The sequence below is a fragment of the Pseudomonas sp. NMI542_15 genome (assembly GCF_021283425.1).
GTDB lineage: Bacteria > Pseudomonadota > Gammaproteobacteria > Pseudomonadales > Pseudomonadaceae > Aquipseudomonas > Aquipseudomonas fortuita.
Genome location: NZ_JAJSRO010000016.1, coordinates 60,917 through 85,268 on the forward strand (window position 1 = coordinate 60,917; position 24,352 = coordinate 85,268).

Genomic DNA, 24,352 nt, shown 5'->3' on the forward strand with positions numbered 1-24,352 from the left:
GTCCACTGTCCCCTGTGGGGCGGGTTTACCCGCGAATGCGTCGGTACATGCAATGCAGCATTCGCGGGTGAACCCGCTCCCACAGGGGGCGCGTCGTGTCTGAAACTACAGTTTGGCTTTCACGGCCTCCAGGGCATTGCCATCGGCCTTGGTAGTCACCCCAGCCAACCACCCTTCCAGCAACTCGGGATGCGTTTTAATCCAAGCCCTGGCCGCGTCATCAAAGCTGATCTTGTTATCCACAACCTCGGCCATGATGGCGTTTTCCATGTCCAGGGTAAATTTCAGGTTGCCCAGCAGCTTCGCCGCATTCGGGCACGCTTGTGGATAACCTTTGCGGGTCAGCGTGTACACTTCGCCCTTGGTGCCGAACCACTTTTCCCCACCGGTCAGGTAATGCATTTTCAGCTTCACGTTCATCGGGTGCGGGGTCCAGCCAAGGAAGGTGATGAACTGCTGTTTCTTCGCCGCCCGGTCGACCTGGGCCAGCATCGCCTGCTCGCTGGACTCCACCAGTTTCCACTGGCCAAGGTTGAATTCATTCTTGTCGATGATTGCCTTCAGCGACAGGTTGGCCGGTGCGCCGGAGCCGATCCCGTACAGCTTCTTGTCGAACTGGTCGGCATGCTTCTGCAGGTCGGCAAAATCCTTTACCCCGGCATTCCACACGTAATCGGGCACCGCCAGGGTGAACTCGGTTCCCTCCAGGTTGCGCGACAGCTGCTGCACATCGCCGTTGGCGATGAACTTGTCATGGAAGCCTTGATGCGCGGGCATCCAGCTGCCGAGGAAGGCGTCGACACGGCCGTCCTTGAGGCCGCCGTAGATGATCGGCACGGCCAGGCTGTCGATTTTCACCTGGTAGCCCAGGCTTTCCAGTAACAGCCGCGCCACGGCATTGGTTGTGGCGATATCGCTCCAGCCGGGGTCGGCCATTTTTACGGTACTGCATTGCGCGTCGCTGTCGGCGGCGTGGGCCGTGGCGGCGCTCAGGGCCAGGGCGAACACGGCGGCGGAGAACTTGTGCATGGCGGCCTCTCTTTTCAATCCAGGGGTGCGGGCTGTGGATAACGTGCCTTGCGCTCGAGGTCGTCGAGATCGATGTGGTTGCGCATGTACTGTTGGCTGGCGTCCACCAGCGGTTGGTGGTCCCAGCTTTTCAGCGTGCCGATAGCCAGCGCCTCGGCCACCAGGCGGCGGCGCCGCTGGCTGGCGAGTACCTGCTGGCGCAGGCTGGGGATATCCCAACGCTGTCGTGCTTCATCGGCAAATGCCTGCAGCAGCGCCTGGTGGTCCGGGCTGCCGGCGAGGTTCTCCCGCTCGTGCGGGTCGCGGCTCAGGTCATAGAGTAGACATGGGTCGTCTTCGCTGTACACGAACTTGTAAGGCCCGCGGCGGATCATCATCAGCGGGCCGACGGTGCCTTCGGCCATGTATTCGCCGATCACTTCATCGTGGCCGCCCTGCCCTTGGAGGTGGCCAAGCAGTGAGCGGCCGTCCAGGTGCAGGTTGTTATCCACAATGCCGCCAGCCAGTTCTACCAAGGTTGGCAGCAGGTCGCAGGTCGATACCGAGGCACTGACCCGAGCCGCCGCAAAGTGCTTGGGCGCATGGATCAGCAGCGGTACCCGCGCCGACATCTCGAACCAGTGCATCTTGTACCAGAGGCCACGCTCGCCAAGCATGTCGCCGTGGTCGCCTGAGAACACGATCAGGGTATCGTCGGCCAGGTTGCACTCATCCAGGGTTTGCAGCAGCTGACCGATGTTGTCGTCAATGTAACTGCAGGCGCCGAAGTAGGCGCGGCGGGCATCGCGGATCTTGTCCACAGGCAGCGGCTTGTTCCACAGGTCGTAGACTTTCAGCAGGCGCTGCGAATGCGGGTCGAGCTCTGTCTGGCTCAACTCTGCACGGGGCATGGGGATATCCACACCCTCGTACCGGTCCCAGTAGCGTTTGGGAATGGTGTACGGATCGTGCGGGTGAGCCATCGAAACGGTCAGGCAGAACGGCCGACCGTCGTTTTCGCGCACATGGTCGTACAGGTACTGGCGTGCCTTGAACACCACCTCCTCGTCGAAATCCAGCTGGTTGGTACGCACGCACGGGCCGGCCTGCAGCACCGAGGACATATTGTGGTACCAGCTTGGGCGCACATCCGGTTCGTCCCAGTTCACTGCCCAGCCATAGTCGGCCGGGTAGATGTCGCTGGTCAGGCGCTCTTCGTAGCCATGCAGCTGGTCCGGGCCGCAAAAGTGCATCTTGCCTGACAGCGCAGTGCGGTAGCCCAGACGGCGCAGGTAGTGCGCATAGGTCGGTATATCGGCGGGGAAATCGGCGGCATTGTCGTAGGCGCCGATGCGGCTGGGCAGCTGGCCGCTGACCAGGGTGAAGCGTGACGGCGCGCACAGCGGGCTGTTGCAGTAGGCTGAATCGAACACCACCGCCTGCTCGGCCAGGCGGCTCAGGTGCGGCATCTGGACGGGCGAAGGGGCGTAGATGGGCATCAAGGGTGCGGCCATCTGGTCGGCCATGATGAACAGGATATTCGGGCGCGTCATGGTGGCTTCCATCGTTGAGGGTTATGCGATTTGCTTGCCTTCCAAGATGAGACTGCGGATAACATGGGTAAAGCCCATGGCGGGCAATGACTGGGATTAGCTGAGCTTATGTTTGAGCACCTTGCCGAGCTGTCGCTGGATACCTTGCGCGTGTTCGAAGCTGCGGCACGCCTGCGGGGGTTTACTGCGGCGGCGCTGGAGCTGGGCACCACGCAACCGGCAGTAAGCCAGCAGGTGAAACGCCTGGAAGCCCAGCTGGGCACGCGCCTATTCGACCGTATTTATCGGGGCATCGAGCTCACCGAGGCCGGCCAGCTGTTGTTTGAACAGGTACACCAGGGCCTGCAAGCCATGGATGACGGCATTTCCCAGGCCAGCGGGCGCGGTCAGCGCGAAGTGCTGCAGGTGGCCACAGACTTTGCCTTTGCCGCGTTCTGGCTGATGCCAAGGCTGCAACGCTTTCACGACGCTTATCCACAGGTGGATGTGAGCCTGGTGACCGGTGAACGCAGCCAGGGGATGTTGCGCCCGGACGTGGATGTGGCGGTGCTGTTTGGTGATGGGCGCTTCCATCAGGGTGAAAGCCGCTGGCTGTTCGATGAGGAAGTGTTTCCGGTGTGCAGCCCCCGGCTGACCGATGGCAAACCCTTGTCAGCCGTGGGTTTGCAACGATTGCCCTTGCTGCATTTGAAGGGCGAGCAGGCCAGCCGCTGGTTTGACTGGGCCGGCGTTTTTCGCGGGTTTGGCGTGGCCAGCCCACCGCCTGCGGGGCAGTTGCGGTTCGATAACTATACGTTGCTGATTCAGGCAGCGATTGCCGGGCAAGGGGTGGCGATCGGTTGGGGGCACCTGGTGGATGGGTTGGTGGAGCAAGGGTTGCTGTGCCGGCCGCTGCAGGGGAGTTTGCGCTCGCAGCGCGGGTATTACGCGGTGCTGCCGCCGCGCAAGCGGCGTGGGGCGCTGATCGAGCGGTTTGTGGGGTGGCTGGAGGATGAGCGCAGCCTTTGAGATTTTGGGACTGCGCAGCAGCCCCGACGATCTAGACCACAAAGTTCAGATGCTCGCCCCGGTGCAGGTCCAGTTCCAGCATATCCGCCATCCCCGCCGCCACGCGTGCCCACCCCTCATCGGGCAACGCCTGCGGCATATTGATCAAGGTCCAGTGCAAAGCACTGCGCTGCAACCCATCAACCACCTGGTCCACATATGCCCGCTCTACCTCACTGTACTTGGCCGGCTCATCCAGCACAGCGAAATCGCCCACCAGCAACAGCCGGCGTATAGTCGTACGCTCAAGCCCCGCCACCAGCGCCTCGCTCAGGCGTGCTTGCCCCGGCAAGTCACCTGGCGCCAGCGCCGACAACAGGGCAATTACCGCCGAGCCGCCTGCCGCGCCCTGCTCTGCCTGGTCGGCATCGTCCAGCCCGCCTATCTTGAAGTGCAGGCCCGGGCGTGCGGTATGGCGGTTGAGGTCATCGACCACGGCGGTGACTTCGTGCTGGCGCGACAGCAGCTCGGCCATCAGGGCTTTGCCCAGGCTGCTTTCAGGCCCGAACAGGACCAGTTTGAATACTGGGGTTTCGGCGTTTTTCACTGCATCACTTCCTTTGCAGGTGGTGATGGTTGGACCGCAATCAGGAGTTATCGTGCAGAGGATCAAGGGTTACCACGCCCACGTTTATTACGACGCAGCGACCATGGAGCAGGCGCGGGAGCTGTGCGAGGAGGCGACGCGGCTGTTTCCCGTGACCATGGGGCGCATGCATCAAAAGCCGGTGGGGCCGCATCCGGACTGGAGCTGCCAGCTGGCGTTCGGGCCTGAAGTGGTGGGGGTGGTTTTGCCTTGGTTGGCGCTGTACCGCAAGGGTTTGGTGGTATTCATGCACCCGGAAACCGGGGATGAACTGGCGGACCACCGGGATCATGCGATCTGGATGGGGGCCGTGCGGCCATTGAAGCTGTCGATATTTGGTGGGTAGATGTGTATTGCCTGTGCCGGCCTCTTCGCGGCACAAGGCCGCTCCTAAAAGGTGATCGCAATACCCTGTAGGAGCGGCCTTGTGCCGCGAACGAGGGCGGAGCCCTCGCGATCAATTGCGAGCTGAGCGCACGCCTTCAGCCAGTGCCGAGCACAGGCTCAATACATCAGTCACCGCCTGATCGGCACTTTTGGCCTGGGCAATCTTGTCGACCAGCGCCGAGCCCACCACTACACCATCCGCCAGACGGGCGATGTTCGCAGCTTGCTCCGGGGTCCGAATGCCGAAACCAACGCTGATTGGCAGATCGGTATGCCGGCGCAGGCGGGCAATGGCCTCGGTCACGTGCTCGGTGGTTGCTGAGCCGGCACCGGTCACACCGGCCACCGACACGTAATAGACGAACCCGGAGCTGCGCTCCAGCACGCGCGGCAGGCGCGCATCGTCGGTGGTCGGGGTGGTCAGGCGAATGAAGTCGATGCCTGCAGCCTGGGCCGGGGTGGCCAGTTCGGCGTCGTGCTCTGGCGGCAGGTCGACGATGATCAGGCCATCGACGCCCGCTTCCTTGGCTTCTGCCACGAACGTGTCCACACCAAAGCGGTGGATCGGGTTGTAGTAGCCCATCAGCACGATTGGCGTGGTGTGGTTATCCACACGGAACTCGCGCACCATCTGCAGGGTTTTGGCCAAGGTCTGGCCAGCTTCCAGCGCGCGCAAGGTGGCCAGCTGGATGGCCACGCCGTCGGCCATCGGGTCGGTGAACGGCATGCCCAGCTCGATCACATCGGCGCCGGCTGCTGGCAGGCCCTTGAGGATCTGCAGCGAGGCGTCGTAGCCCGGGTCACCTGCGGTGACGAAGGTGACCAGTGCCGAACGGCCTTCGGCCTTAAGTTCGGCGAAGCGTTGTTCAAGACGGCTCATGCCTGTTTCTCCTGGGCGGCCATGTGGCTCATGACGGTTTGCATGTCTTTGTCGCCGCGGCCCGACAGGCACACCACCATCAGGTGGTCCTTGGGCAGCTTCGGCGCGCGCTTGATGGCTTCGGCCAAGGCGTGGGAGCTTTCCAGAGCTGGAATGATGCCTTCCAGGCGGCAGCTGGCGTGGAACGCATCCAGCGCTTCGTCATCGGTGATGCTGACGTATTCGACACGTTTCACTTCGTGCAGGTAGGCGTGTTCAGGGCCGATGCCCGGGTAGTCCAGGCCTGCAGAAATCGAGTGGGCGTCAGTGATCTGGCCGTCCGAGTCTTGCAGCAGGTAGGTGCGGTTGCCGTGCAGTACCCCCGGCACGCCGCCGTTCAGGCTGGCGGCGTGCTTGTCGGTGTGCACGCCGTGGCCACCGGCTTCGACGCCGATGATCTGTACGCTTGGTTCTTCGAGGAACTCATGGAACAGGCCCATGGCGTTGGAACCACCACCCACGCAGGCAACCAGGCTGTCTGGCAGGCGGCCTTCCTTCTCTTGCAGCTGGGCGCGGGTTTCTTTGCCGATGATCGACTGGAAGTCGCGGACCATGGCCGGGTACGGGTGTGGGCCAGCGACAGTGCCGATCAGGTAGAAGGTGTCTTCGACGTTGGTGACCCAGTCGCGCAGGGCTTCGTTCATGGCGTCTTTCAGGGTGCCGGTACCGGCCGTGACCGGGACGATTTCGGCGCCCAGCAGTTTCATGCGGAACACGTTGGCCTGCTGGCGCTCGATGTCGGTAGCGCCCATGTAGATCACGCACGGCAGGCCGAAGCGGGCAGCGACGGTGGCGGTGGCCACGCCGTGCATGCCGGCGCCGGTTTCGGCGATCAGGCGCTTTTTGCCCATGCGCTTGGCCAGCAGCACCTGGCCGATGCAGTTGTTCACCTTGTGCGCGCCGGTGTGGTTGAGCTCTTCACGCTTGAAGAAGATCTTTGCACCGCCACAGTGCTCGGTCAGGCGCTCGGCGAAGTACAGCGGGTTGGGGCGGCCGATGTAGTCACGCTGGAAGTAGGCCAGTTCTTCGAGAAACTTGGGGTCTGCCTTGGCCGCTTCATATTCGCGGGCCAGGTCCAGCACCAGTGGCATCAGGGTTTCGGCCACGTAGCGGCCGCCGAACGAGCCGAACAGGCCATTGGCGTCGGGGCCGGGGCGGTATTGGGACTGGGTCATGGGGCGCTCCAGGGCGTAATGAATGAGTGATGGGCTTTACTGTAACCACGGCACGTCCGGCTGAAAACCGATAAGATTGCGCAAACTTGTCAGAAAAACTCACAGGTAAAATGGCCCACGATCTCCCTCCCCTGAATGCTCTGCGCGCCTTCGAGGCTACCGCCAGGCTTAACAGCGTCAGCCAGGCGGCTGAAGCGCTGCATGTTACCCATGGCGCTGTCAGTCGGCAGATCAAGGTGCTGGAGGAGCACCTGGGGGTGGCGCTTTTCGTCAAGGACGGGCGTGGCATCAAACTCACAGATGCCGGTGTGCGTCTGCGCGATGCCAGCGGTGAGGCCTTCGACCGGTTGCGCAGCGTGTGTACAGAACTCAGCCGCGATGTCAGCGAGGCGCCATTTGTGCTGGGCTGCTCGGGGAGCCTGCTGGCGCGTTGGTTTATCCCAAGGCTTGGTCGCCTGAAGGCGGATTTGCCTGAGCTGCGCCTGCACTTGTCCGCCGGTGAAGGTGATCTCGACCCACGTCGTCCAGGGCTCGATGCATTGCTGGTGTACGCTGAACCCCCGTGGCCGGCGGACATGCAGGTGCATGTGCTGGCTGAGGAGCGTATCGGGCCGGTACTTAGCCCGCATTTTGCCGGCTTCGATCGCTTGCGAGATGCGCCCGCCAAAGCCCTGCTGGACGAGGCCCTGTTGCATACCACCTCGCGGCCACAAGCATGGCCGACATGGGCAGGGCAACAGGGATTGGACCCGGCCGGGTTGCAGTATGGCCAGGCATTCGAGCATTTGTACTATTTGCTGGAGGCTGCGGTTGCCGGCCTTGGGGTGGCCATCGCGCCACAACCACTGGTGGCGGATGACTTGCGGGCCGGGCGCCTCAGCGCGCCATGGGGCTTTTCCCCTACCCGGGCAGCGCTGGCCTTGTGGGTGCCCCGGCGCGCCGCAGATGGGCGCGCCGAGCAGTTGGCGCAGTGGCTGCGCCGCGAATTGGAACGGCAGGCGGCTTAGTTGCGACGGGTCAGCAGGTAGGCCGCCAGCAGACCCAGGGCGCCAATCGCCACGCCCGCTGTGGTAACCGGGTGCTCCTGTGCGTACTCACGGGTGGCGATCCCGGTCTGGCGAGTGCGGGTCTTTACCTCCTCATAGGCATCGCTGAGCAAGCTACGCGAATGTTTCAGCGCGCTTTCGGCATTGCTGCGGATTGCCTTCACCGACTTCTGGGACTCTTCCGATGCGTCATGCTTGAGGTTTTCCAGGCTTTTCAGAAGGCTCTCGATCTCTGCTTCCATGCTTTCCAGGGATGATTTACGCAGCGAGTTGCGGTGCATGTTGACTCTCCTTTGCAGTATGGGCTGTAAGGTTGCGACCCTTGGCTTGCGCGAAAGTGCGATCGAACTTTCACCTTGGCGGACGGCTCGCAGGTAAACCGGGCCTACGCTGCTAGGCTGAATTTCACCGTTACCAAGGAGCGTGAACATGACTGACCATCACACGTACAAGAAGATCGAGCTGGTGGGCTCCTCGCCAACCAGTATCGAAGAGGCAATCAACAATGCCCTGGCTGAAGCCGGCAAGAGCATCAAGCACCTGGAATGGTTCGAAGTGGTGGATACCCGTGGGCATATCCGCGACAACAAGGCGGCGCACTTCCAGGTCACGTTGAAGGTGGGCTTCCGTATCGCTAATAGCTGAAACATTGCGGGACTGGATGATCCCGGCTTGATGGGGTATTTAGAAGAGAGGCGCCTTGGCGGCGCCTTTTCTGATTTCATCTGCACAAGGAAAGCGATCGATGAATAAACTGATTCTGGCGCTTGGCCTGATGACACTGGCCGGTGGTGCGCTGGCGGCGGGCAAGCCGTGCGAGGAACTGAAGGCGGAGATTGCCGCCAAGCTCGATGCCAAAGGGGTTACTGGCTACAAGCTGGAGATCGTCAACAAGGGCGAGCCGGCCGGCAAGGTGATTGGCAGCTGCGAGGCGGGTACCAAAGAGATTGTGTACCGTCGCGGTTGATGCGTTTGCTTTTTCGCGGGCTCGCCCGCTCCCCCAGGTAATACACAGGGTCAGGCACCCGTGCAGTCCTGTGGGAGCGGGCGAGCCCGCGAAGAAGGTCAGGCGGTCTTGAGGGCCTGCGCCAACAGCTCATAGGACCGGATCCGGTCCGCATGCTCATACAGGTCACAGGTAAAGATCAGCTCGTCCGCCCCGGTCTGCTCCAGCAGCACCTCCACCTTGGCCCTTACCTTCTGCGGGCTGCCGATCATCGCCAGGCCGAGGAAACTGCCTACCGTATCCCGCTCATGGGGCAACCACAGCCCATCCATGCTTTCTACCGGCGGCTTCTGCATCAGGCTCTGGCCGCGAATCAGCGCCAGGATGCGCTGGTACACCGAGGTGGCCAGGTATTCGGCCCTTTCGTCGGTTTCTGCCACCACCATGGGGATGCCCAGCATCACATACGGCTTGTCCAGTGTGGTCGAGGGCTTGAAATGATTGCGGTACACGCGAATGGCCTCGTGCATGTAGCGCGGCGCAAAGTGCGAAGCGAAGGCATAGGGCATGCCGCGCATGCCTGCCAGCTGGGCGCTGAACAGGCTGGAACCCAGCAGCCACATTGGCACGTCAGTGTCGTGCCCCGGCACGGCGATCACTTTTTGATCGTCGGTACGTGGGCCGAGGTAGCGCGACAGCTCCTCGACATCGTCCGGGAAGTCGTCCGGGCCGCCAGCACGGTCGCGGCGCAAAGCATAAGCCGTCATCTGGTCTGAACCCGGCGCACGGCCCAGGCCCAGGTCGATACGCCCCGGGTACAAGCTGGCCAGGGTGCCGAATTGCTCGGCGATCACCAGCGGTGCGTGGTTGGGCAGCATCACCCCGCCAGAGCCCACGCGAATGGTCGAAGTACCCCCGGCCAGGTAGCCGATCAGCACCGAAGTCGCTGAACTGGCGATGCCGTCCATGTTGTGGTGCTCGGCCACCCAGAAGCGGTTGTAGCCAAAACGCTCGACGTGTTGCGCCAGGTCCAGCGAGTTGCGCAGCGATTGCGCCGGGCCTGCATCGGCGCGCACGGGCACCAGGTCGAGGGTGGATATTTTCAGGTCACGCAGCTGCGTCATGGGAGCCTCCGTAAAGGTGGTTGGCCAGAGGCCTTTGTAACTCTGTATGGGCATATTCGGGGGATTCAATGTTTGCTGTGCGATTGGTCTGAACTTGCCGTAAGCCGCTGGCCTCTGAATCCATAACCACATAACCGAATGACCAGGAGGCAGTATGAAAAAGACAGCATCGGCGATCTGGCAAGGTGGCTTGAAAGATGGCAAGGGCCTGCTCTCTACCGAAAGCGGGGCGCTCAAGCAGAACCCGTATGGCTTCAACACCCGTTTCGAGGGTACACCTGGAACCAACCCGGAGGAGCTGATTGGCGCGGCGCATGCCGGCTGTTTCTCGATGGCGTTGTCGATGATGCTTGGGGAAGCAGGGCTGACAGCGGACCGGATCGACACCGCTGCCGAGGTGACACTCGACAAGCAGCCTGACGGTTTTGCCATTACGGCCGTGCATCTGGTGCTCAGGGCCAAGGTGCCTGGGGCCAGCGAGGCGCAGTTCCTGGACATTGCCAAAAAGGCCAAGGAAGGGTGCCCGGTGTCCAAGGTGCTGAACGCCAAAATCAGCCTGGATGCGGCGCTCGTGGGCTGAAGCGGCGCAACGGCAGCGGTTTGCTGTAGTCTAAACAGCGTCGGCAGCACGCTGCCTTTTCAGGAGCCGTTCCATGATTCGCGTAGCAATCGCCGTGTTGGCTTCCCTGGTCGCCACATCCACGTTGGCGGCAGTCAAGCCGTGCGAGGAGCTCAAGGCCGAGATCGAGGCCAAGATCCAGGCTCAGGGTGTGCCGTCCTACACCCTGGAGATCGTGCCCAACAGTGAGGTCAAGGACCAGAACATGGTCGTCGGCACTTGCGATGGCGGCACGAAGAAGATCATTTACCAGAAGAATGATCAGTAGATTCGGGATTGTGGGGCTGCAAAGCAGCCCCGACTCACGGAATGCAGAACACGTTGCTAGGCTCGTTCACCAGTACCTTGCGGCTCGCGTCATACAGCAGCACCTGCGGTTCCATCACCGGCGCCCGCGCTTCCAGGCGGTAACGCTCGCCGGCCTTGAAGTCGTCAAAGCGTACGGTCAGGTAGCAGGTTCGGTCCCTGGGTTCAGACATGATGCCGCCTGAATAGATTTCGTAATCAAAGCGCACCACCAGTTCGTGCTTGCCCGGCGTTACCTGGAAGTAACGGCCGTCCTCCAGGCGCTTGCCATCGAGGCGGTCGGCCATGATCACCCGGCCAGGGGTCATGGTGTACAGATCGACCCAGGCCTGTTTGGGGTCGACGGGTGGCAAGGGGCTGGCGCAAGCCCCCAGTGCACTGAGGGCGATCAGCATCATGGGCTGGCGCATGGCAAAACTCCCACTTGCGATTTACACGTTACAAGCATAGCGCCGTTTGTACGGTTCAGGTGCGTTGGCAGCCTGCCGGCAAGCCTTGGCCGACCATTTTTTGCTGGTCGTCGTAGAGCTTGATCCAGGGACGGAAGCCGATACTGCCAGCGTGCAGCTGATAGCGCTGGCCGGCGCCGAAGTCCTTGAAGGTGAGTTTGACCTGGCAATCGCGCCACAACGGCTCGTCGACCGGGCCGATATTGCTGGGAGTGACCGGGAACTGATAGCGCACGGTCAGCTCGTGGCTGCCGGGCTGTACTTCGAAATAGCGGCTGTCGGCCCAGTCACGTTCATCGACCTGCACGGCGTCCAGCGAAGTGTTGTCGTAGGGGGTGAGGTCGATCCAGGCCTGGTTCGGGTCCGGGGCTGGCAACGTGGAACAGGCGGATATCAGCAACAGTGAACCGGCGACCAGCAATGCACGCATGGCGAAACTCCCCCTTGGCGAGATAGTCTTGGAGCGAATTGGCCTTGAGCGAGTCATACAGCCCGGATGCTTCGACTTTTTTTTATGCAGCGCTCAGGCCCTGGGGCACTCGACCGCGTTTTCACCCGTTTGGTTCCCCTGCTGGGGGCGATCCTGCTGAACGGTTGCAGCAGCGTCGCCTACTATGGGCAGCTGGCCGAGGGGCAGTTTCAGTTGCTGCGTGCGCGTCAGCCTGTTGCGCAGGTGGTGGCCGACCCGGCCACGTCACCGCAATTACGCTCGCGTCTTGCGCACGCTGAACAGGCGCGGGTTTTCGCCAGCGAGCAGTTGAAACTGCCGGATAACCGTAGCTATCGGGTGTATGCCGACATAGCCCGGCCTTATGTGGTGTGGAATGTGTTCGCCACGCCCGAACTGTCGCTGCAGCCGGTGACGCACTGTTTCCCGATTGCCGGGTGCGTGGCTTATCGCGGTTACTACCAGCAAGGTGCAGCACGCGGGGCGGCGGCGTTGATGCGCCAAGACGGCCTGGATGTGTATGTCGGTGGCGTGGAGGCTTATTCGACCCTGGGCTGGTTCGACGATCCGATCTTGTCATCGATGGTGGGTTGGGGTGATGAACGCCTGGCGACGTTAATTTTTCATGAGCTGGCCCACCAGCGCTTTTATGTGCAGGACGATACCGAGTTCAACGAATCGTTTGCCTCGTTCGTAGAGCAGGAAGGCACACGCCAATGGCGTGCGGCGCGAGGGCTGGCTGCCATTGGCGAAAACCAGGGGCGCCAGCGTGACCAGTTCATCCGCCTGGTGCTGGCCAGCCGCGAGCGGTTGCAGGCGATTTATGCCGGGCCGCTGGACGATGCACACAAGCGGCTGGCCAAGCAGGCCGAGTTTGAGCGTTTGAGGCGTGAGTACCGGCAGGTGCGTGATGGCCAGTGGGGCGGCGACAAGCGCTATGACGCCTGGATGTATGGGCCGATGAGTAATGCCAAGTTGTTGCCGTTCGGGCTTTATGACCAGTGGGTGCCGGCGTTTGCGGCGGTGTTTCGTGAGGTGGGTGGGGACTGGCTTCGGTTTTACCAGCGGGTCGAGCAGTTGGGGCGGTTGCCGATTGAAGAAAGGAAAGCGGCGCTGCAGCGTCTGGTGGTTAGCCTGTGAGATTTTGGGGCCGCAACGCGGCCCCCTAGGGCACTCAAGCCTTGATGAATGCCTGATGCATCTCGGCCAAGGTCGCAAAGTGGTAGGCCGGCTCTTCTGCCATCAGTTCTTCCCGGCTACCAAACCCATACCCCACCGCCACCGCCTGTAAGCCATTGCTGCGCGCGCCAATCAGGTCATGTTTGCGGTCGCCGATCATCAGGGTCTGCGCCGGGTCCAGTCCTTCTTCATCCAGCAGATGGCGAATCAGCTCGACCTTGTTGGTACGCGTGCCGTCCAGTTCACTGCCGTAGATCACCTTGAAGTGTTGGTCGAAAGCGAAATGCCGGGCGATTTCGCGGGCGAATTCCCACGGTTTGGAAGTGGCGATATACAGCGTGCGGCCCTGCCCGTTAAGGGCTTCAAGCAACTCAGGCACACCTTGGAACACCAGGTTCTCGTAAAGGCCGGTGACGCGGAAACGCTCCCGGTAGAAGTTGACCGCGTCCCAAGCCTTTGCTTCGTCGAAGCTGTAGAACTGCATGAAGGCCTGCAGCAGGGGTGGGCCGATGAAGTGCTCGAGGCGGGTCAGGTCCGGCTCGTCGATGCCCAGCTTGGCCAGGGCATACTGGATCGAGCGGGTGATGCCCAGGCGTGGGTCGGTCAGGGTGCCGTCGAGGTCGAAGAGGATGTTTTGCTGTTGCATGTTCGTCTCGTTAGTCGGGTTTATTCCGGTTGGTCGTAGCCTTCGGCCAGGTGCTGGTCCTTGAGCTTCACGTAGTTGCCGGCGCTGTAGGAGAAGAACGCGCGCTCTTTGTCGTTGAGCAACCTGGCCTGTTTCACCGGGCTGCCCATGTACAGGTAACCACTGACCAGGCGTTTGCCCGGCGGTACCAGGCTGCCTGCACCGATGATCACTTCGTCTTCAATGATGGCGCCATCCATGATGGTGCTGCCCATGCCGACCAGGATGCGATTGCCCAGGGTGCAGCCATGCAGCATCACCTTATGGCCAATGGTCACCTCGTCACCGATGATCAGCGGGAAGCCGTCCGGGTTGAACGGGCCGGCGTGGGTGATGTGCAGCACGCTGGCGTCCTGCACGCTGGTGCGCGCACCGATGCGGATGCGGTGCATGTCGCCGCGCACCACGGTCATGGGCCAGATCGAGCTGTCTTCACCAATCTCCACGTCGCCCAGCACCACCGCCGAACGGTCGACGAAGGCACGGAGTCCCACTTTCGGAGTGTGTTGCTGGAAGCTTCGGATGGCCATGATAGCGTCTCTCATCTGTGCCGATAGGCAGGCTGCCTGCTGCGGTCGGCGTCGATTGTAATTAAGATGGGGCAGTGTTTCTTCTGCCAAGGTATCCAAACCGTGACTGCGAACAACCCGCTTTTGCAATCCCACGATCTGCCGCCCTTCTCGCAAATCCGTGCCGAACACGTGTTGCCGGCGATCGAAGCGATCCTGGCCGACAACCGTAAAGCCATTGCCGAGATCCTCGAAAAGCAGGGCAAGGCCCCTACCTGGGCTGGCCTGGTGCTGGCGATAGACGAACTGAACGACCGCCTGGGCGCTGCCTGGAGCCCGGTCAGCCACCTCAACGCAGTGTGCAACAGCGCAGAGCTGCGCGAGGCTTACGAGTCGTGCCTGCCAGCGCTGAGCGCCTACTCTACCGAACTGGGCCAGAACCGTGCGCTGTTCGACGCCTACCAGGCGTTGATCAACAGCCCTGAAGCCGCCGGTTTCGACGTGGCGCAAAAAACTATCCTCGAGCATGCGCTGCGTGACTTCCGCCTGTCGGGTATCGACCTGCCGGCGGACAAGCAGCAGCGCTATGCCGAAGTGCAAAGCAAGCTCAGCGAGCTGGGCAGCCGCTTCTCCAACCAGCTGCTCGACGCTACCCAGGCCTGGACCAAGCACGTTACCGACGAAGCCGCGCTGGCCGGCCTGACCGACTCGGCCAAGGCGCAGATGGCCGCTGCGGCCCAGGCCAAGGGCCTTGAAGGCTGGCTGATTACCCTGGAATTCCCCAGCTACTACGCCGTGATGACCTACGCCAGCGACCGCGCCCTGCGCGAAGAGGTGTACGCCGCCTACTGCACCCGCGCCTCGGACCAGGGCCCGAATGCCGGCCAGTTCGACAACGGCCCGGTCATGCAGCAAATCCTTGACCTGCGCCAGGAGCTGGCCGAACTGCTGGGCTACAAGAACTACGCCGAGCTGAGCCTGGCCACCAAAATGGCTGAGTCCAGCGACCAGGTGCTGAGCTTCCTGCGTGACCTGGCCAAGCGTTCCAAGCCTTTTGCAGCCCAGGACCTGGAGCAGCTCAAGGCCTACGCCGCTGAGCAAGGCTGCCCTGAACTGGCCAGCTGGGACGCCGGCTACTTTGGCGAGAAGCTGCGCGAGCAGCGCTACAGCGTGTCGCAGGAAGCCCTGCGTGCCTATTTCCCGATCGATAAGGTGCTGGGTGGCCTGTTCAGCATTGTGCAGCGCCTGTACGGCATCGAAATCGCCGAACTCAAGGGCTTCGACAGCTGGCACCCGGACGTACGCCTGTTCGAGATCAAGGAAAACGGCCAGCATGTCGGCCGCTTCTTCTTCGACCTTTACGCCCGCGCCAACAAGCGCGGCGGGGCCTGGATGGATGGCGCCCGCGACCGTCGTCGTACTGCCGGTGGCGAACTGCAGAGCCCGGTGGCCAACCTGGTGTGCAACTTCACTCCGGCCGCACCCGGCAAGCCGGCACTGTTGACCCATGATGAAGTCACCACCCTGTTCCACGAATTCGGCCACGGCCTGCACCACCTGCTGACCCGCATCGAGCATGCCGGTGTTTCGGGTATCAACGGCGTGGCCTGGGACGCGGTCGAGCTGCCGAGCCAGTTCATGGAAAACTGGTGCTGGGAGCCAGAAGGCCTGGCACTGATCTCCGGCCATTACGAAACCGGCGCGGCCTTGCCTCAGGACCTGCTGGACAAAATGCTGGCGGCGAAGAACTTCCAGTCGGGCATGATGATGGTGCGCCAGCTTGAATTCTCGCTGTTCGACTTCGAGCTACACGCCAGCCATGGCGACGGCCGCAGCGTGCTGCAGGTGCTCGAAGGCGTGCGCGACGAGGTGTCGGTCATGCGCCCACCGGCGTACAACCGCTTCCCCAATAGCTTCGCGCACATCTTTGCTGGCGGTTATGCGGCGGGCTACTACAGCTACAAGTGGGCTGAAGTGCTGTCGGCTGACGCCTTCTCGCGCTTCGAGGAAGAAGGTGTGCTGAATGCCGAGACCGGCCGCGCCTTCCGCGAGGCTATCCTGGCCCGTGGCGGTTCGCGCGAGCCGATGGTGCTGTTTGTCGACTTCCGTGGCCGTGAGCCTTCCATTGATGCGCTGCTGCGGCACAGCGGCCTTACCGAAGGCGCTGCGGCGTGAGCGAGGTAGCTGTGAACAAGACCAAGAAGCGCTTCATTGCCGGGGCGGTATGCCCCGCATGCAGCGAGCCTGACAAGCTGATGATGTGGAGCGAAGACGACGTACCGCACCGCGAGTGCGTCGCCTGCGGGTTCACCGACACCCTCAACGAGCAGGGCTTGTCGGTGCCCAAGGAGCTCGGTACCCGGGTTAACCACCTGGCACCCAAGGCGGCGCCGGCCAAAGTACAGACGGTGCAGTTCTTCCCTAATCCGAAGCTGAAGAAACCGACAGAGTAAGCACTGGCTGTCGGATCAGAGGCGCTGGTGGATTCATGGTAGTCGCGATACTGTATGTAAATACAGTATAGGGGTTAGCCATGAATCCTCCAGCACCATTAAAGGGCCGTGGCACGGCGCACAATCCGCATAACCGCTTTGCCCCCAACCATTCGGTGGTCGAGGACGACGGCTGGTATCAGGAAGTGCCGCAGACCCAAGGCACCGAAGTGCGCAGCGAGACAGCGAAATCGGTCATCACCCGCAATACATCGCCCGACCTGCCCTTTGACCGCTCCATCAACCCTTACCGCGGCTGCGAGCATGGCTGCATCTACTGCTATGCCCGGCCTTCCCATGCCTATTGGGACCTCTCCCCCGGCCTGGACTTCGAAACCAAGCTGATCGCCAAGACCAATGCCGCCGAGATACTCGCGCAGCAGTTGAGCAAACCGGGCTACGTGTGCGCGCCGATCAACCTGGGCTCCAATACCGACCCGTACCAGCCGATCGAGCGGGACCAGTTGCTGACACGGCGCCTGCTCGAAGTGTTGCTGCGTTTTCGTCACCCGGTGACCATCGTGACCAAGGGCTCGCTGGTGTTGCGTGACCTCGACCTGCTGGCCGAGATGGCCCGGCAACGACTGGCGCGAGTGATGATCAGCCTGACGACGCTGGACGACGACCTCAAGCGGGTACTGGAACCGCGGGCGGCGTCACCCAATGCCCGGTTGAGGGCCATCCGCGTGCTACGCGAGGCGGGTGTGCCAGTGGGGGTGCTGTGTTCGCCGATGATTCCGATGATCAACGACAGTGAGCTGGAGCGCTTGCTGGAGGCTGCCAAGGAAGCTGGCGCACAGAGCGCGGCCTACATGATGCTGCGCCTGCCACTGGAAGTGGCGCCGCTGTTCGAGCAGTGGCTGCAGGACCATTATCCGCAACGGGCGGCCCATGTGTTGAGCCTGATCCGCCAGAGCCGGGGCGGCGAGCTGTATGACAGCCGGTTTGGTGCGCGCATGCGCGGTGAAGGGGTATTTGCCGAGTTGTTGGCTCAGCGCTTTGCCAAAGCCATGAAGCGGCTGGATTTTGAAGGGCGCGAGGCACAGACGCTGGATTGCTCTGCCTTCTGCCCGCCCGGTGGGCAGATGGCCCTATTTTGATCTTTGAACAGATCACGGTTTTTGTGGGAGCGGGCGTGCCCGCGAACACTGGCGCAGCCGGTGCCATATACCGAGTTGCCCTTTTCGCGGGCATGCCCGCTCCCACAGGTACCTTGGAGGTCTCAGGTTCCCAAATGGGGCCTATTGCCAGCCCTCAATACAACTAATCCGAGTTAATAATTGCACTAATACATATTGGCAGTTGATGTTTTTTTGCTATTATCCAGCTCCCGCCTTTTACATCTGGAACACCCGTTCTAGAGCCTCCGAATTAAGTTTCAGTTAAGTTTTCCCCGCTAGCGTAGGCAATCAGTCCACACCGACTGTGATCTATGGCCCGTGCGTGTCATCTAAAACCCTGCATAGCCATAATCTTTCCCCGGTAAAATGGATTTACCACCACACCGTCAAGAGGATGAATCATGCCCGTCAAGGACCCATCCAAGGTCGTTCCGGATGTACCCGCCGAGGGCGCCGATGCCGCCCTGAAGCACATCGTCGACGGCTTCCTGCGCTTTCACCATGACGTCTTCCCCGAGCAGCAAGAGCTGTTCAAGAAGCTCGCCACTGCGCAAACGCCGCGTGCCATGTTCATCACCTGCGCCGACTCGCGCATCGTCCCCGAGTTGATCACCCAGAGCTCGCCCGGCGACCTGTTCGTAACCCGTAACGTGGGTAACGTGGTACCGCCCTACGGCCAGATGAACGGCGGCGTTTCCAGCGCCATCGAATACGCCGTGCTTGCGCTGAAAGTGCACCACATCATCGTCTGTGGCCACTCCGACTGTGGCGCCATGCGTGCGGTACTCAACCCGCAATCGCTGACCAAGATGCCGACTGTTTCTGCCTGGCTGCGCCATGCCGAAGTGGCGCGTACCGTGGTCGAGAACAACTGCTCGTGCGGTACCGAACACGAAACCATGCAGGTGCTGACCAAGGAAAACGTGATCGCCCAGTTGCATCACCTGCGCACCCACCCTTCGGTTGCCTCGCGCCTTGCAGCCGGTGAGCTGTTCATTCATGGCTGGGTTTACGACATCGAAACCAGCAAGATCGAAGCCTACGACGCCATCAGCGACAGCTTCCTGCCCCTGGCTGCTGGCGAGCCGGTCCCCTGCGCTACTCCGAGAGGCCGCTACTAAGCGACCCATCCACCGCTAGAACCTTGATAGCCGGCTGCACCCTGCTGGGGTGTGGCGCGGCCTTCGGCTGCCTTGAATTCCCTGACTGCCCTGCCGGCAAGCCCGCTGGCGGCCCGCGCTTGCGCGCTAGTCAGGGGCAAACGTGCCCACGGTCAGAGGAATGACCGTGTGACAAAGAAAGGAGAAACACGGTGAACATTACACAGTTGAAAGCGGCCCTGCCGCGTGAGTTGCTGGCGTCGGTGGTGGTCTTTCTGGTGGCCCTGCCATTGTGCATGGGTATCGCGATTGCATCGGGCATGCCGCCGGCCAAGGGCCTGATTACCGGCATTATCGGCGGCGTTGTGGTGGGTTTCCTCGCCGGTTCGCCATTGCAGGTCAGTGGCCCGGCCGCCGGCTTGGCAGTACTGGTGTTCGAGCTGGTGCGCCAGCATGGCGTGGCCATGCTCGGGCCGATCTTGTTGCTGGCGGGGCTGCTGCAGTTGCTGGCTGGGCGCCTGCGTCTGGGTTGCTGGTTTCGCGTCACTGCGCCAGCGGTGGTGTACGGCATGTTGGCGGGCATCGGCGTGCTGATCGTGTTGTCGCAGATACATGTGATGTTCGATACAGCGCCGCAGCCTTCGGGGCTGCAGAACCTGCTGGAATTCCCGTCCACCGTGGCCGCAGCCCTGCCACAGGAACGCTCAGGCTCCGGCTGGATGGCGGGTGCGCTTGGCCTGGGTACCATCGCTATCATGTGGGGCTGGGAGCGCCTGCGGCCCCAGCGGCTGCGCTTCGTCCCTGGGGCCCTGTTGGGTGTTGCAGCCATGACCGTCATCAGTATGTGGCTGGCCTTGCCGGTAAACCGTGTGCAGGTGCCGGCAGACCTGTCCGAGGCCGTCGACTGGATCCGCCCGGGTGACCTGATGCAACTGGCCGACCCTACCCTGCTGGTTGCCGCCTTTGCCCTGGCCTTCATCGCCAGCGCCGAAACCTTGCTGTCGGCTGCGGCGGTGGACCGGATGCACAGCGGCCAGCGTTCGGACTTCGACCGTGAGCTGTCGGCCCAAGGTATCGGCAACATGCTCTGTGGCGTGCTCGGAGCGCTGCCGATGACGGGCGTGATCGTGCGCAGTTCGGCCAATGTGCAGGCGGGCGCGCAGACACGGGCATCGGCAATCTTCCACGGGCTGTGGCTGTTGGCCTTCGTGGTGGTGTTGAGCAGCGTGCTGCAGCAAATTCCGGTGGCGAGCCTGGCGGGTGTGCTGGTGTTTACCGGGGTGAAGTTGGTTGATTTCAAGGCGTTTCGTGGCCTGGGCCGTTATGGCCGCATGCCGATGTTCACCTATGCGGCGACAGCCCTGGCGATCATCTTCACCGACCTGCTGACCGGCGTGCTGCTGGGCTTTGCCCTGACCCTGCTGAAGCTGGCGTTCAAGGCGGCGCGGCTGAAGATCAACCTGGTGAGCCTGGAGAAGGCCGGGCACATGGAACTGCGCCTCAGTGGCGCGGCGACGTTCCTCAAGGTGCCGGCGCTGACCCAGGTGCTGGATACGGTACCGGCGGGCACTACGCTGCATGTGCCGTTGGGTAACCTGAGCTATATCGATCACTCGTGCCTTGAGTTGCTGGAGGACTGGAGCCGCAGCAATTCGGCCAATGGGTCACGGTTGCTGATAGAGCAGCGGCGCCTGAAGCGGCGGATCGAGGGGCGGTTGCGGACTACGGCGGGGGTTGGGGCCTGAAAACTTCTATCGCCTGAACTGGCCTCTTCGCGGGTGAACCCGCTGCCACAGGGACCGCGCAGACACTCAATGCTGTGCAGTACCTGTGGCAGCGGGCGAGCCCGCGAAGAGGCCGTTACTGGAATATCAGGCTGGTTGACCCAGCTCCACACCCAGCTGGCGCGACAGGCAAGGCCAGCGCTTCCACGCCTCGCCGGTTGCCGGGCTGCTCAGCTTCTCGCGGTACGCCTCCACCGACTCCACCGCAAAGCTTTCGTCATTGAGCATTTCGTCAACCGAGTGGTGCACCACTTCATCCAGCTGGTTGGCAAAGCTTTCGCCAATCAACTGGTGGGCAATCAGGTTGGCGACAGTGGTGTCGACCGGGATCAATGGCTGCTGGAAGTGGCGGATGTACAAGTCATTCACCTCTTCCACCAGGCGGTGCGCCAGGTAGGCCTCATCCAGCAAGCAGTCCAGGCCGACATGCCCTTGCATCACGCTGGGCGGCTGCAGGAAGTAGGCTTCGGCAATTTTCAGTACGGGTTTGATCTGCGATTCGATCCCGGCTTCGCGGGCGACCGCGTGGGCGGCCTCCAGCAGTTCCGGAACCTGATCGATGTAGGCGCTGACGAAGCGCGCCAAAGTACCCTGGGCGTCCTGCTCAGGCAGTTGGATCGAGGGATGCAGGTGGGGCAGTTGCAGCTCGAGACGCTCTTTCAATTGGCCGGTCTGGCCTTCATGTTGATGGGCTTGGCTTACCTGCTCGCGTACAGCAGCGATGTTCATGACAACTCCAGGGACATTACGTTTCAAACGGAAGACACTAAATTAGCTCGGTATACAGAATACCTAAGACGTATTTGTTATAAGTCGCGCAAACGTGTGCGCTATCAGGCATATAGCCGTGCCATTATTACGCCATTTCCCATCAAGCACGCGGCTTTCAGGCCATTCAGCCATTTCGTGAAGTTCATTTCACACGCTTCATTGCGTGCCATTGGTCGCTGTCTATACTCCCGTTGAACGTGATTCGTTGATGAGGCCCGACTGCTTTTAGCAGGGGCTCGGTCGTCGAAGCCAGGCAGTCTTGACCGCCGTTCCCTCTTGCCGCAGGCCACGCCTCCGGGACAACAAGAATTAGAAGGGGAACCCGCAATGATGCGACATCCACATGTCTGGATGGGCCTCCTGTTGTGGTCGGTTTTTGGTCAGGCCAATGCCGCCTGGACCGTGAACATGCACCCGGGGGCGACGGAAGTTTCCAACGCCGTCTTCGACCTGCACATGACCATCTTCTGGATCTGCGTGATCATTGGCATCGTGGTGTTTGGCGCGATGTTCTGGTCGATGGTCGTCCACCGCCGCTCCACTGGCCAGCAGGCTGCGCATTTCCACGAGCACACTTGGGTGGAAATCCTCTGGACCGTGGTGCCCTTCCTGATTCTGGTGGTGATGGCCATTCCGGCCACCAAGACCCTGATCGACATCTACGACGCCAGCGAGTCGGACATCGACATCCAGGTCACCGGCTACCAGTGGAAGTGGCACTACAAATACCTGGGTCAGGACGTGGAGTTCTTCAGCAACCTCGCCACCCCTGCCGATCAGATTCACAACAAGGCCCCCAAGGACGAGCATTACCTGCTTGAAGTCGACCAGCCGCTGGTGCTGCCGGTGGGTGCCAAGGTGCGCTTCCTGGTGACCGCCGCGGATGTCATCCACTCCTGGTGGGTGCCGGCTTTTGCGGTCAAGCGTGACGCCATCCCCGGCTTCGTCAACGAAGCCTGGACCCGTATCGAGAAGCCCGGCATCTACCGTGGCCAGTGCACCGAGTTGTGCGGCAAGGACCACGGCTTCATGCCGGTGGTGGTCGAGGTCAAGTCCAAGGCCGACTACGACACCTGGCTGGGCGAGCGCAAGGCTGAAGCCGCCAAGCTCAAGGAGCTGACCAGCAAGGAATGGACCCTGGAAGAGCTGGTGGCGCGTGGCGACAAGGTCTACCACACCACCTGCGTGGCCTGTCACCAGGCCGAAGGCCAGGGCCTGCCGCCGATGTTCCCGGCGCTCAAGGGCTCGAAGATTGCCACCGGGCCGAAGGAAGGCCACCTGAGCATTGTCTTCCACGGCAAGCCCGGCACGGCCATGGCCGCCTTTGGCAAGCAACTGTCGGAAGTCGACATCGCTGCTGTGGTCACCTACGAGCGCAATGCCTGGGGTAACAACAAAGGCGACATGGTCACGCCGAAGGACGTGCTGGCGCTGAAGCAGGCAGAAGCCAAGTGAACCGGGTTACTCGCGGCAACCAATGGGTTGCAGGAGACAGGACATGAGTGCAGTGATCGACGACCAAGCCCACGGCCATGACCATGCGCACGGCCCGGCCAAGGGCCTGATGCGCTGGGTGCTGACCACCAACCATAAAGACATCGGCACGATGTACCTGTGGTTCAGCTTCATCATGTTCCTGCTGGGTGGCTCGTTCGCCATGGTCATCCGGGCCGAACTGTTCCAGCCAGGCTTGCAGATCGTGGAGCCGGCGTTCTTCAACCAGATGACCACCATGCATGGCCTGATCATGGTGTTCGGTGCAGTGATGCCGGCCTTCGTCGGCCTGGCCAACTGGATGATCCCGTTGATGATCGGGGCGCCCGACATGGCCTTGCCGCGGATGAACAACTTCAGCTTCTGGCTGCTGCCGGCGGCGTTCCTGCTGCTGGTTTCGACCCTGTTCAGCCCGGGTGGCGGGCCGAACTTCGGCTGGACCTTCTACGCCCCGCTGTCCACCACCTATGCACCCGCCAGCGTCACCTTCTTCATTTTCGCCATCCACCTGATGGGCATCAGCTCGATCATGGGCGCGATCAACGTGATTGCCACCATCCTCAATCTGCGTGCGCCAGGCATGACCCTGATGAAGATGCCGCTGTTTGTCTGGACCTGGCTGATCACGGCCTTTCTGTTGATCGCGGTGATGCCGGTGCTGGCCGGCGTGGTGACCATGATGCTGATGGACATTCACTTCGGCACCAGTTTCTTCAGCGCGGCCGGTGGCGGTGACCCGGTGCTGTTCCAGCACGTGTTCTGGTTCTTCGGCCACCCCGAGGTGTACATCATGATCCTGCCGGCGTTCGGCGCGGTCAGCTCGATCATCCCGGCGTTCTCGCGCAAGCCGCTGTTCGGCTACACCTCGATGGTGTACGCCACCGGCGCAATTGCCTTTCTGTCGTTCATCGTCTGGGCCCACCACATGTTCGTGGTCGGCATCCCGGTAGTGGGCGAGCTGTTCTTCATGTACGCCACCATGCTGATTGCCGTGCCCACAGGGGTGAAGGTGTTCAACTGGGTCAGCACCATGTGGGAAGGCTCGCTCACCTTCGAGACGCCGATGCTGTTCGCCATCGCCTTCGTCATCCTGTTCACCATCGGCGGTTTCTCCGGGCTGATGCTGGCGATCGCCCCGGCGGACTTCCAGTACCACGACACCTACTTCGTGGTGGCGCACTTCCACTACGTGCTGGTACCCGGGGCGATTTTTGGCATCTTTGCCTCGGCTTACTACTGGCTACCGAAATGGACCGGCCACATGTACGACGAAACCCTCGGCAAGTTGCACTTCTGGCTGTCGTTCATCGGCATGAACATGGCCTTCTTCCCGATGCACTTCGTAGGGCTGGCCGGCATGCCGCGTCGCATCCCCGACTACAACCTGCAGTTCGCCGACTTCAATATGGTGTCGTCGATCGGTGCCTTCATGTTCGGCGCCACGCAAATCTTCTTCCTGTTCATTGTCATCAAGTGCATTCGCGGTGGCGCGCCGGCACCGGCCAAACCCTGGGATGGCGCCGAGGGCCTGGAGTGGTCGATCCCCTCCCCTGCGCCTTACCACACCTTCCAGACCCCACCGGAAGTGAAATAGGAAACCTGTC

Annotated in this window: 27 protein-coding genes; 15 read left to right on the forward strand and 12 right to left on the reverse strand. The window is 61.8% G+C overall.

Going from position 1 to position 24,352, the window contains the following annotated elements; translation table 11 throughout:
- Positions 1 to 105 precede the first annotated feature (105 nt).
- The gene (gene choX, locus LU684_RS20930; RefSeq protein WP_232894988.1) at positions 106 to 1,029 is read right to left on the reverse strand and encodes a choline ABC transporter substrate-binding protein; all 924 of its coding nucleotides are present in this window, start codon (positions 1,027 to 1,029) and stop codon (positions 106 to 108) included.
- A gap of 14 nt (positions 1,030 to 1,043) precedes the next feature.
- Positions 1,044 to 2,561, reverse strand: coding sequence for a choline-sulfatase (gene betC, locus LU684_RS20935; RefSeq protein ID WP_232894990.1), 1,518 nt, complete (start codon positions 2,559 to 2,561; stop codon positions 1,044 to 1,046).
- A 108-nt stretch (positions 2,562 to 2,669) separates the two neighbouring features.
- Between betC and LU684_RS20940 the strand changes: the two genes are divergently transcribed.
- Positions 2,670 to 3,569: a choline sulfate utilization transcriptional regulator gene (locus LU684_RS20940; protein ID WP_016484233.1), complete on the forward strand. Its 900-nt coding sequence runs from the start codon at positions 2,670 to 2,672 to the stop codon at positions 3,567 to 3,569.
- A 31-nt stretch (positions 3,570 to 3,600) separates the two neighbouring features.
- Here the strand turns inward: LU684_RS20940 and LU684_RS20945 are convergent, their stop codons facing one another.
- Positions 3,601 to 4,155 (reverse strand): NAD(P)-dependent oxidoreductase, encoded by a 555-nt coding sequence (locus LU684_RS20945; RefSeq protein ID WP_016484234.1) that lies wholly within the window; start codon positions 4,153 to 4,155, stop codon positions 3,601 to 3,603.
- A 52-nt stretch (positions 4,156 to 4,207) separates the two neighbouring features.
- Between LU684_RS20945 and LU684_RS20950 the strand changes: the two genes are divergently transcribed.
- Positions 4,208 to 4,540, forward strand: a complete 333-nt coding sequence (locus LU684_RS20950) for a DOPA 4,5-dioxygenase family protein (protein ID WP_016484235.1) — start codon at positions 4,208 to 4,210, stop codon at positions 4,538 to 4,540.
- Positions 4,541 to 4,651: 111 nt separating this feature from the next.
- Here LU684_RS20950 and trpA read toward each other — a convergent pair whose 3' ends face one another.
- Positions 4,652 to 5,461: a tryptophan synthase subunit alpha gene (gene trpA, locus LU684_RS20955; RefSeq protein ID WP_016484236.1), complete on the reverse strand. Its 810-nt coding sequence runs from the start codon at positions 5,459 to 5,461 to the stop codon at positions 4,652 to 4,654.
- A complete protein-coding gene (gene trpB, locus LU684_RS20960) occupies positions 5,458 to 6,675 on the reverse strand; it encodes a tryptophan synthase subunit beta (protein WP_016484237.1) in 1,218 nt (405 codons plus the stop codon). The genes trpA and trpB overlap by 4 nt, the downstream gene beginning before the upstream one ends.
- Before the next feature lie 110 nt (positions 6,676 to 6,785).
- On the opposite strand from trpB, the gene LU684_RS20965 reads away from it, so the two are divergent.
- The gene (locus LU684_RS20965; RefSeq protein ID WP_060519829.1) at positions 6,786 to 7,682 is read left to right on the forward strand and encodes a LysR family transcriptional regulator; all 897 of its coding nucleotides are present in this window, start codon (positions 6,786 to 6,788) and stop codon (positions 7,680 to 7,682) included.
- On the opposite strand, the gene LU684_RS20970 is transcribed toward LU684_RS20965, so the two are convergent.
- Positions 7,679 to 8,002, reverse strand: a complete 324-nt coding sequence (locus tag LU684_RS20970; RefSeq protein ID WP_016484239.1) for a DUF883 family protein — start codon at positions 8,000 to 8,002, stop codon at positions 7,679 to 7,681. The two genes, LU684_RS20965 and LU684_RS20970, sit on opposite strands and share 4 nt — an antisense overlap.
- A gap of 148 nt (positions 8,003 to 8,150) precedes the next feature.
- Here LU684_RS20970 and LU684_RS20975 point away from each other — a divergent pair, with 148 nt between their 5' ends.
- Together LU684_RS20975 and LU684_RS20980 are read left to right on the forward strand one after the other, a co-directional pair.
- Positions 8,151 to 8,366: a dodecin gene (locus LU684_RS20975; RefSeq protein ID WP_003253076.1), complete on the forward strand. Its 216-nt coding sequence runs from the start codon at positions 8,151 to 8,153 to the stop codon at positions 8,364 to 8,366.
- 100 nt (positions 8,367 to 8,466) lie between these two features.
- The gene (locus LU684_RS20980) at positions 8,467 to 8,688 is read left to right on the forward strand and encodes a DUF1161 domain-containing protein (RefSeq protein WP_016484240.1); all 222 of its coding nucleotides are present in this window, start codon (positions 8,467 to 8,469) and stop codon (positions 8,686 to 8,688) included.
- A 98-nt stretch (positions 8,689 to 8,786) separates the two neighbouring features.
- Here LU684_RS20980 and LU684_RS20985 read toward each other — a convergent pair whose 3' ends face one another.
- A complete protein-coding gene (locus LU684_RS20985; protein ID WP_016484241.1) occupies positions 8,787 to 9,791 on the reverse strand; it encodes an LLM class flavin-dependent oxidoreductase in 1,005 nt (334 codons plus the stop codon).
- Between the two features lie 154 nt (positions 9,792 to 9,945).
- Here LU684_RS20985 and LU684_RS20990 point away from each other — a divergent pair, with 154 nt between their 5' ends.
- Positions 9,946 to 10,371, forward strand: coding sequence for an OsmC family protein (locus LU684_RS20990; protein WP_016484242.1), 426 nt, complete (start codon positions 9,946 to 9,948; stop codon positions 10,369 to 10,371).
- A gap of 73 nt (positions 10,372 to 10,444) precedes the next feature.
- Entirely contained in the window at positions 10,445 to 10,678 is a 234-nt protein-coding gene (locus LU684_RS20995) for a DUF1161 domain-containing protein (RefSeq protein ID WP_016484243.1), read from the forward strand.
- A 34-nt stretch (positions 10,679 to 10,712) separates the two neighbouring features.
- Here LU684_RS20995 and LU684_RS21000 read toward each other — a convergent pair whose 3' ends face one another.
- Both LU684_RS21000 and LU684_RS21005 read right to left on the reverse strand, forming a co-directional pair.
- Positions 10,713 to 11,126, reverse strand: coding sequence for a PA0061/PA0062 family lipoprotein (locus LU684_RS21000; RefSeq protein ID WP_016484244.1), 414 nt, complete (start codon positions 11,124 to 11,126; stop codon positions 10,713 to 10,715).
- 55 nt (positions 11,127 to 11,181) lie between these two features.
- Positions 11,182 to 11,595: a PA0061/PA0062 family lipoprotein gene (locus LU684_RS21005; protein ID WP_016484245.1), complete on the reverse strand. Its 414-nt coding sequence runs from the start codon at positions 11,593 to 11,595 to the stop codon at positions 11,182 to 11,184.
- 84 nt (positions 11,596 to 11,679) lie between these two features.
- Here LU684_RS21005 and LU684_RS21010 point away from each other — a divergent pair, with 84 nt between their 5' ends.
- Positions 11,680 to 12,753 carry an aminopeptidase gene (locus LU684_RS21010; RefSeq protein ID WP_016484246.1) on the forward strand — a complete coding sequence of 358 codons (1,074 nt, stop codon included), beginning with the start codon at positions 11,680 to 11,682 and terminating at the stop codon, positions 12,751 to 12,753.
- Between the two features lie 34 nt (positions 12,754 to 12,787).
- On the opposite strand, the gene LU684_RS21015 is transcribed toward LU684_RS21010, so the two are convergent.
- Positions 12,788 to 13,438: an HAD family hydrolase gene (locus LU684_RS21015; protein ID WP_016484247.1), complete on the reverse strand. Its 651-nt coding sequence runs from the start codon at positions 13,436 to 13,438 to the stop codon at positions 12,788 to 12,790.
- 20 nt (positions 13,439 to 13,458) lie between these two features.
- Positions 13,459 to 14,007 carry a gamma carbonic anhydrase family protein gene (locus LU684_RS21020; protein ID WP_016484248.1) on the reverse strand — a complete coding sequence of 183 codons (549 nt, stop codon included), beginning with the start codon at positions 14,005 to 14,007 and terminating at the stop codon, positions 13,459 to 13,461.
- 66 nt (positions 14,008 to 14,073) lie between these two features.
- Between LU684_RS21020 and prlC the strand changes: the two genes are divergently transcribed.
- The 5 genes from prlC (at position 14,074) to LU684_RS21045 (ending at position 20,444) form a co-directional block, all read left to right on the forward strand.
- The gene (gene prlC / locus LU684_RS21025) at positions 14,074 to 16,161 is read left to right on the forward strand and encodes an oligopeptidase A (RefSeq protein WP_060519840.1); all 2,088 of its coding nucleotides are present in this window, start codon (positions 14,074 to 14,076) and stop codon (positions 16,159 to 16,161) included.
- Positions 16,158 to 16,439, forward strand: a complete 282-nt coding sequence (locus tag LU684_RS21030) for a YheV family putative zinc ribbon protein (RefSeq protein ID WP_016484250.1) — start codon at positions 16,158 to 16,160, stop codon at positions 16,437 to 16,439. Before prlC ends, LU684_RS21030 begins: the two co-directional genes overlap by 4 nt.
- A gap of 80 nt (positions 16,440 to 16,519) precedes the next feature.
- On the forward strand, positions 16,520 to 17,578 hold the full coding sequence (locus LU684_RS21035) for a PA0069 family radical SAM protein (protein WP_095116360.1): 1,059 nt from the start codon (positions 16,520 to 16,522) through the stop codon (positions 17,576 to 17,578).
- Positions 17,579 to 18,000: 422 nt separating this feature from the next.
- Entirely contained in the window at positions 18,001 to 18,720 is a 720-nt protein-coding gene (locus LU684_RS21040) for a carbonic anhydrase (RefSeq protein WP_016484252.1), read from the forward strand.
- 191 nt (positions 18,721 to 18,911) lie between these two features.
- Positions 18,912 to 20,444, forward strand: coding sequence for a SulP family inorganic anion transporter (locus LU684_RS21045; protein WP_023047108.1), 1,533 nt, complete (start codon positions 18,912 to 18,914; stop codon positions 20,442 to 20,444).
- Positions 20,445 to 20,570: 126 nt separating this feature from the next.
- Here LU684_RS21045 and LU684_RS21050 read toward each other — a convergent pair whose 3' ends face one another.
- Positions 20,571 to 21,212, reverse strand: coding sequence for a hypothetical protein (locus LU684_RS21050; protein WP_016484254.1), 642 nt, complete (start codon positions 21,210 to 21,212; stop codon positions 20,571 to 20,573).
- A 369-nt stretch (positions 21,213 to 21,581) separates the two neighbouring features.
- Between LU684_RS21050 and coxB the strand changes: the two genes are divergently transcribed.
- Together coxB and ctaD are read left to right on the forward strand one after the other, a co-directional pair.
- Positions 21,582 to 22,709 carry a cytochrome c oxidase subunit II gene (gene coxB, locus LU684_RS21055; RefSeq protein WP_016484255.1) on the forward strand — a complete coding sequence of 376 codons (1,128 nt, stop codon included), beginning with the start codon at positions 21,582 to 21,584 and terminating at the stop codon, positions 22,707 to 22,709.
- Between the two features lie 43 nt (positions 22,710 to 22,752).
- Complete coding sequence (ctaD, locus tag LU684_RS21060; protein ID WP_016484256.1) at positions 22,753 to 24,342, forward strand: cytochrome c oxidase subunit I; 1,590 nt, start codon at positions 22,753 to 22,755, stop codon at positions 24,340 to 24,342.
- Positions 24,343 to 24,352: the final 10 nt, after the last annotated feature.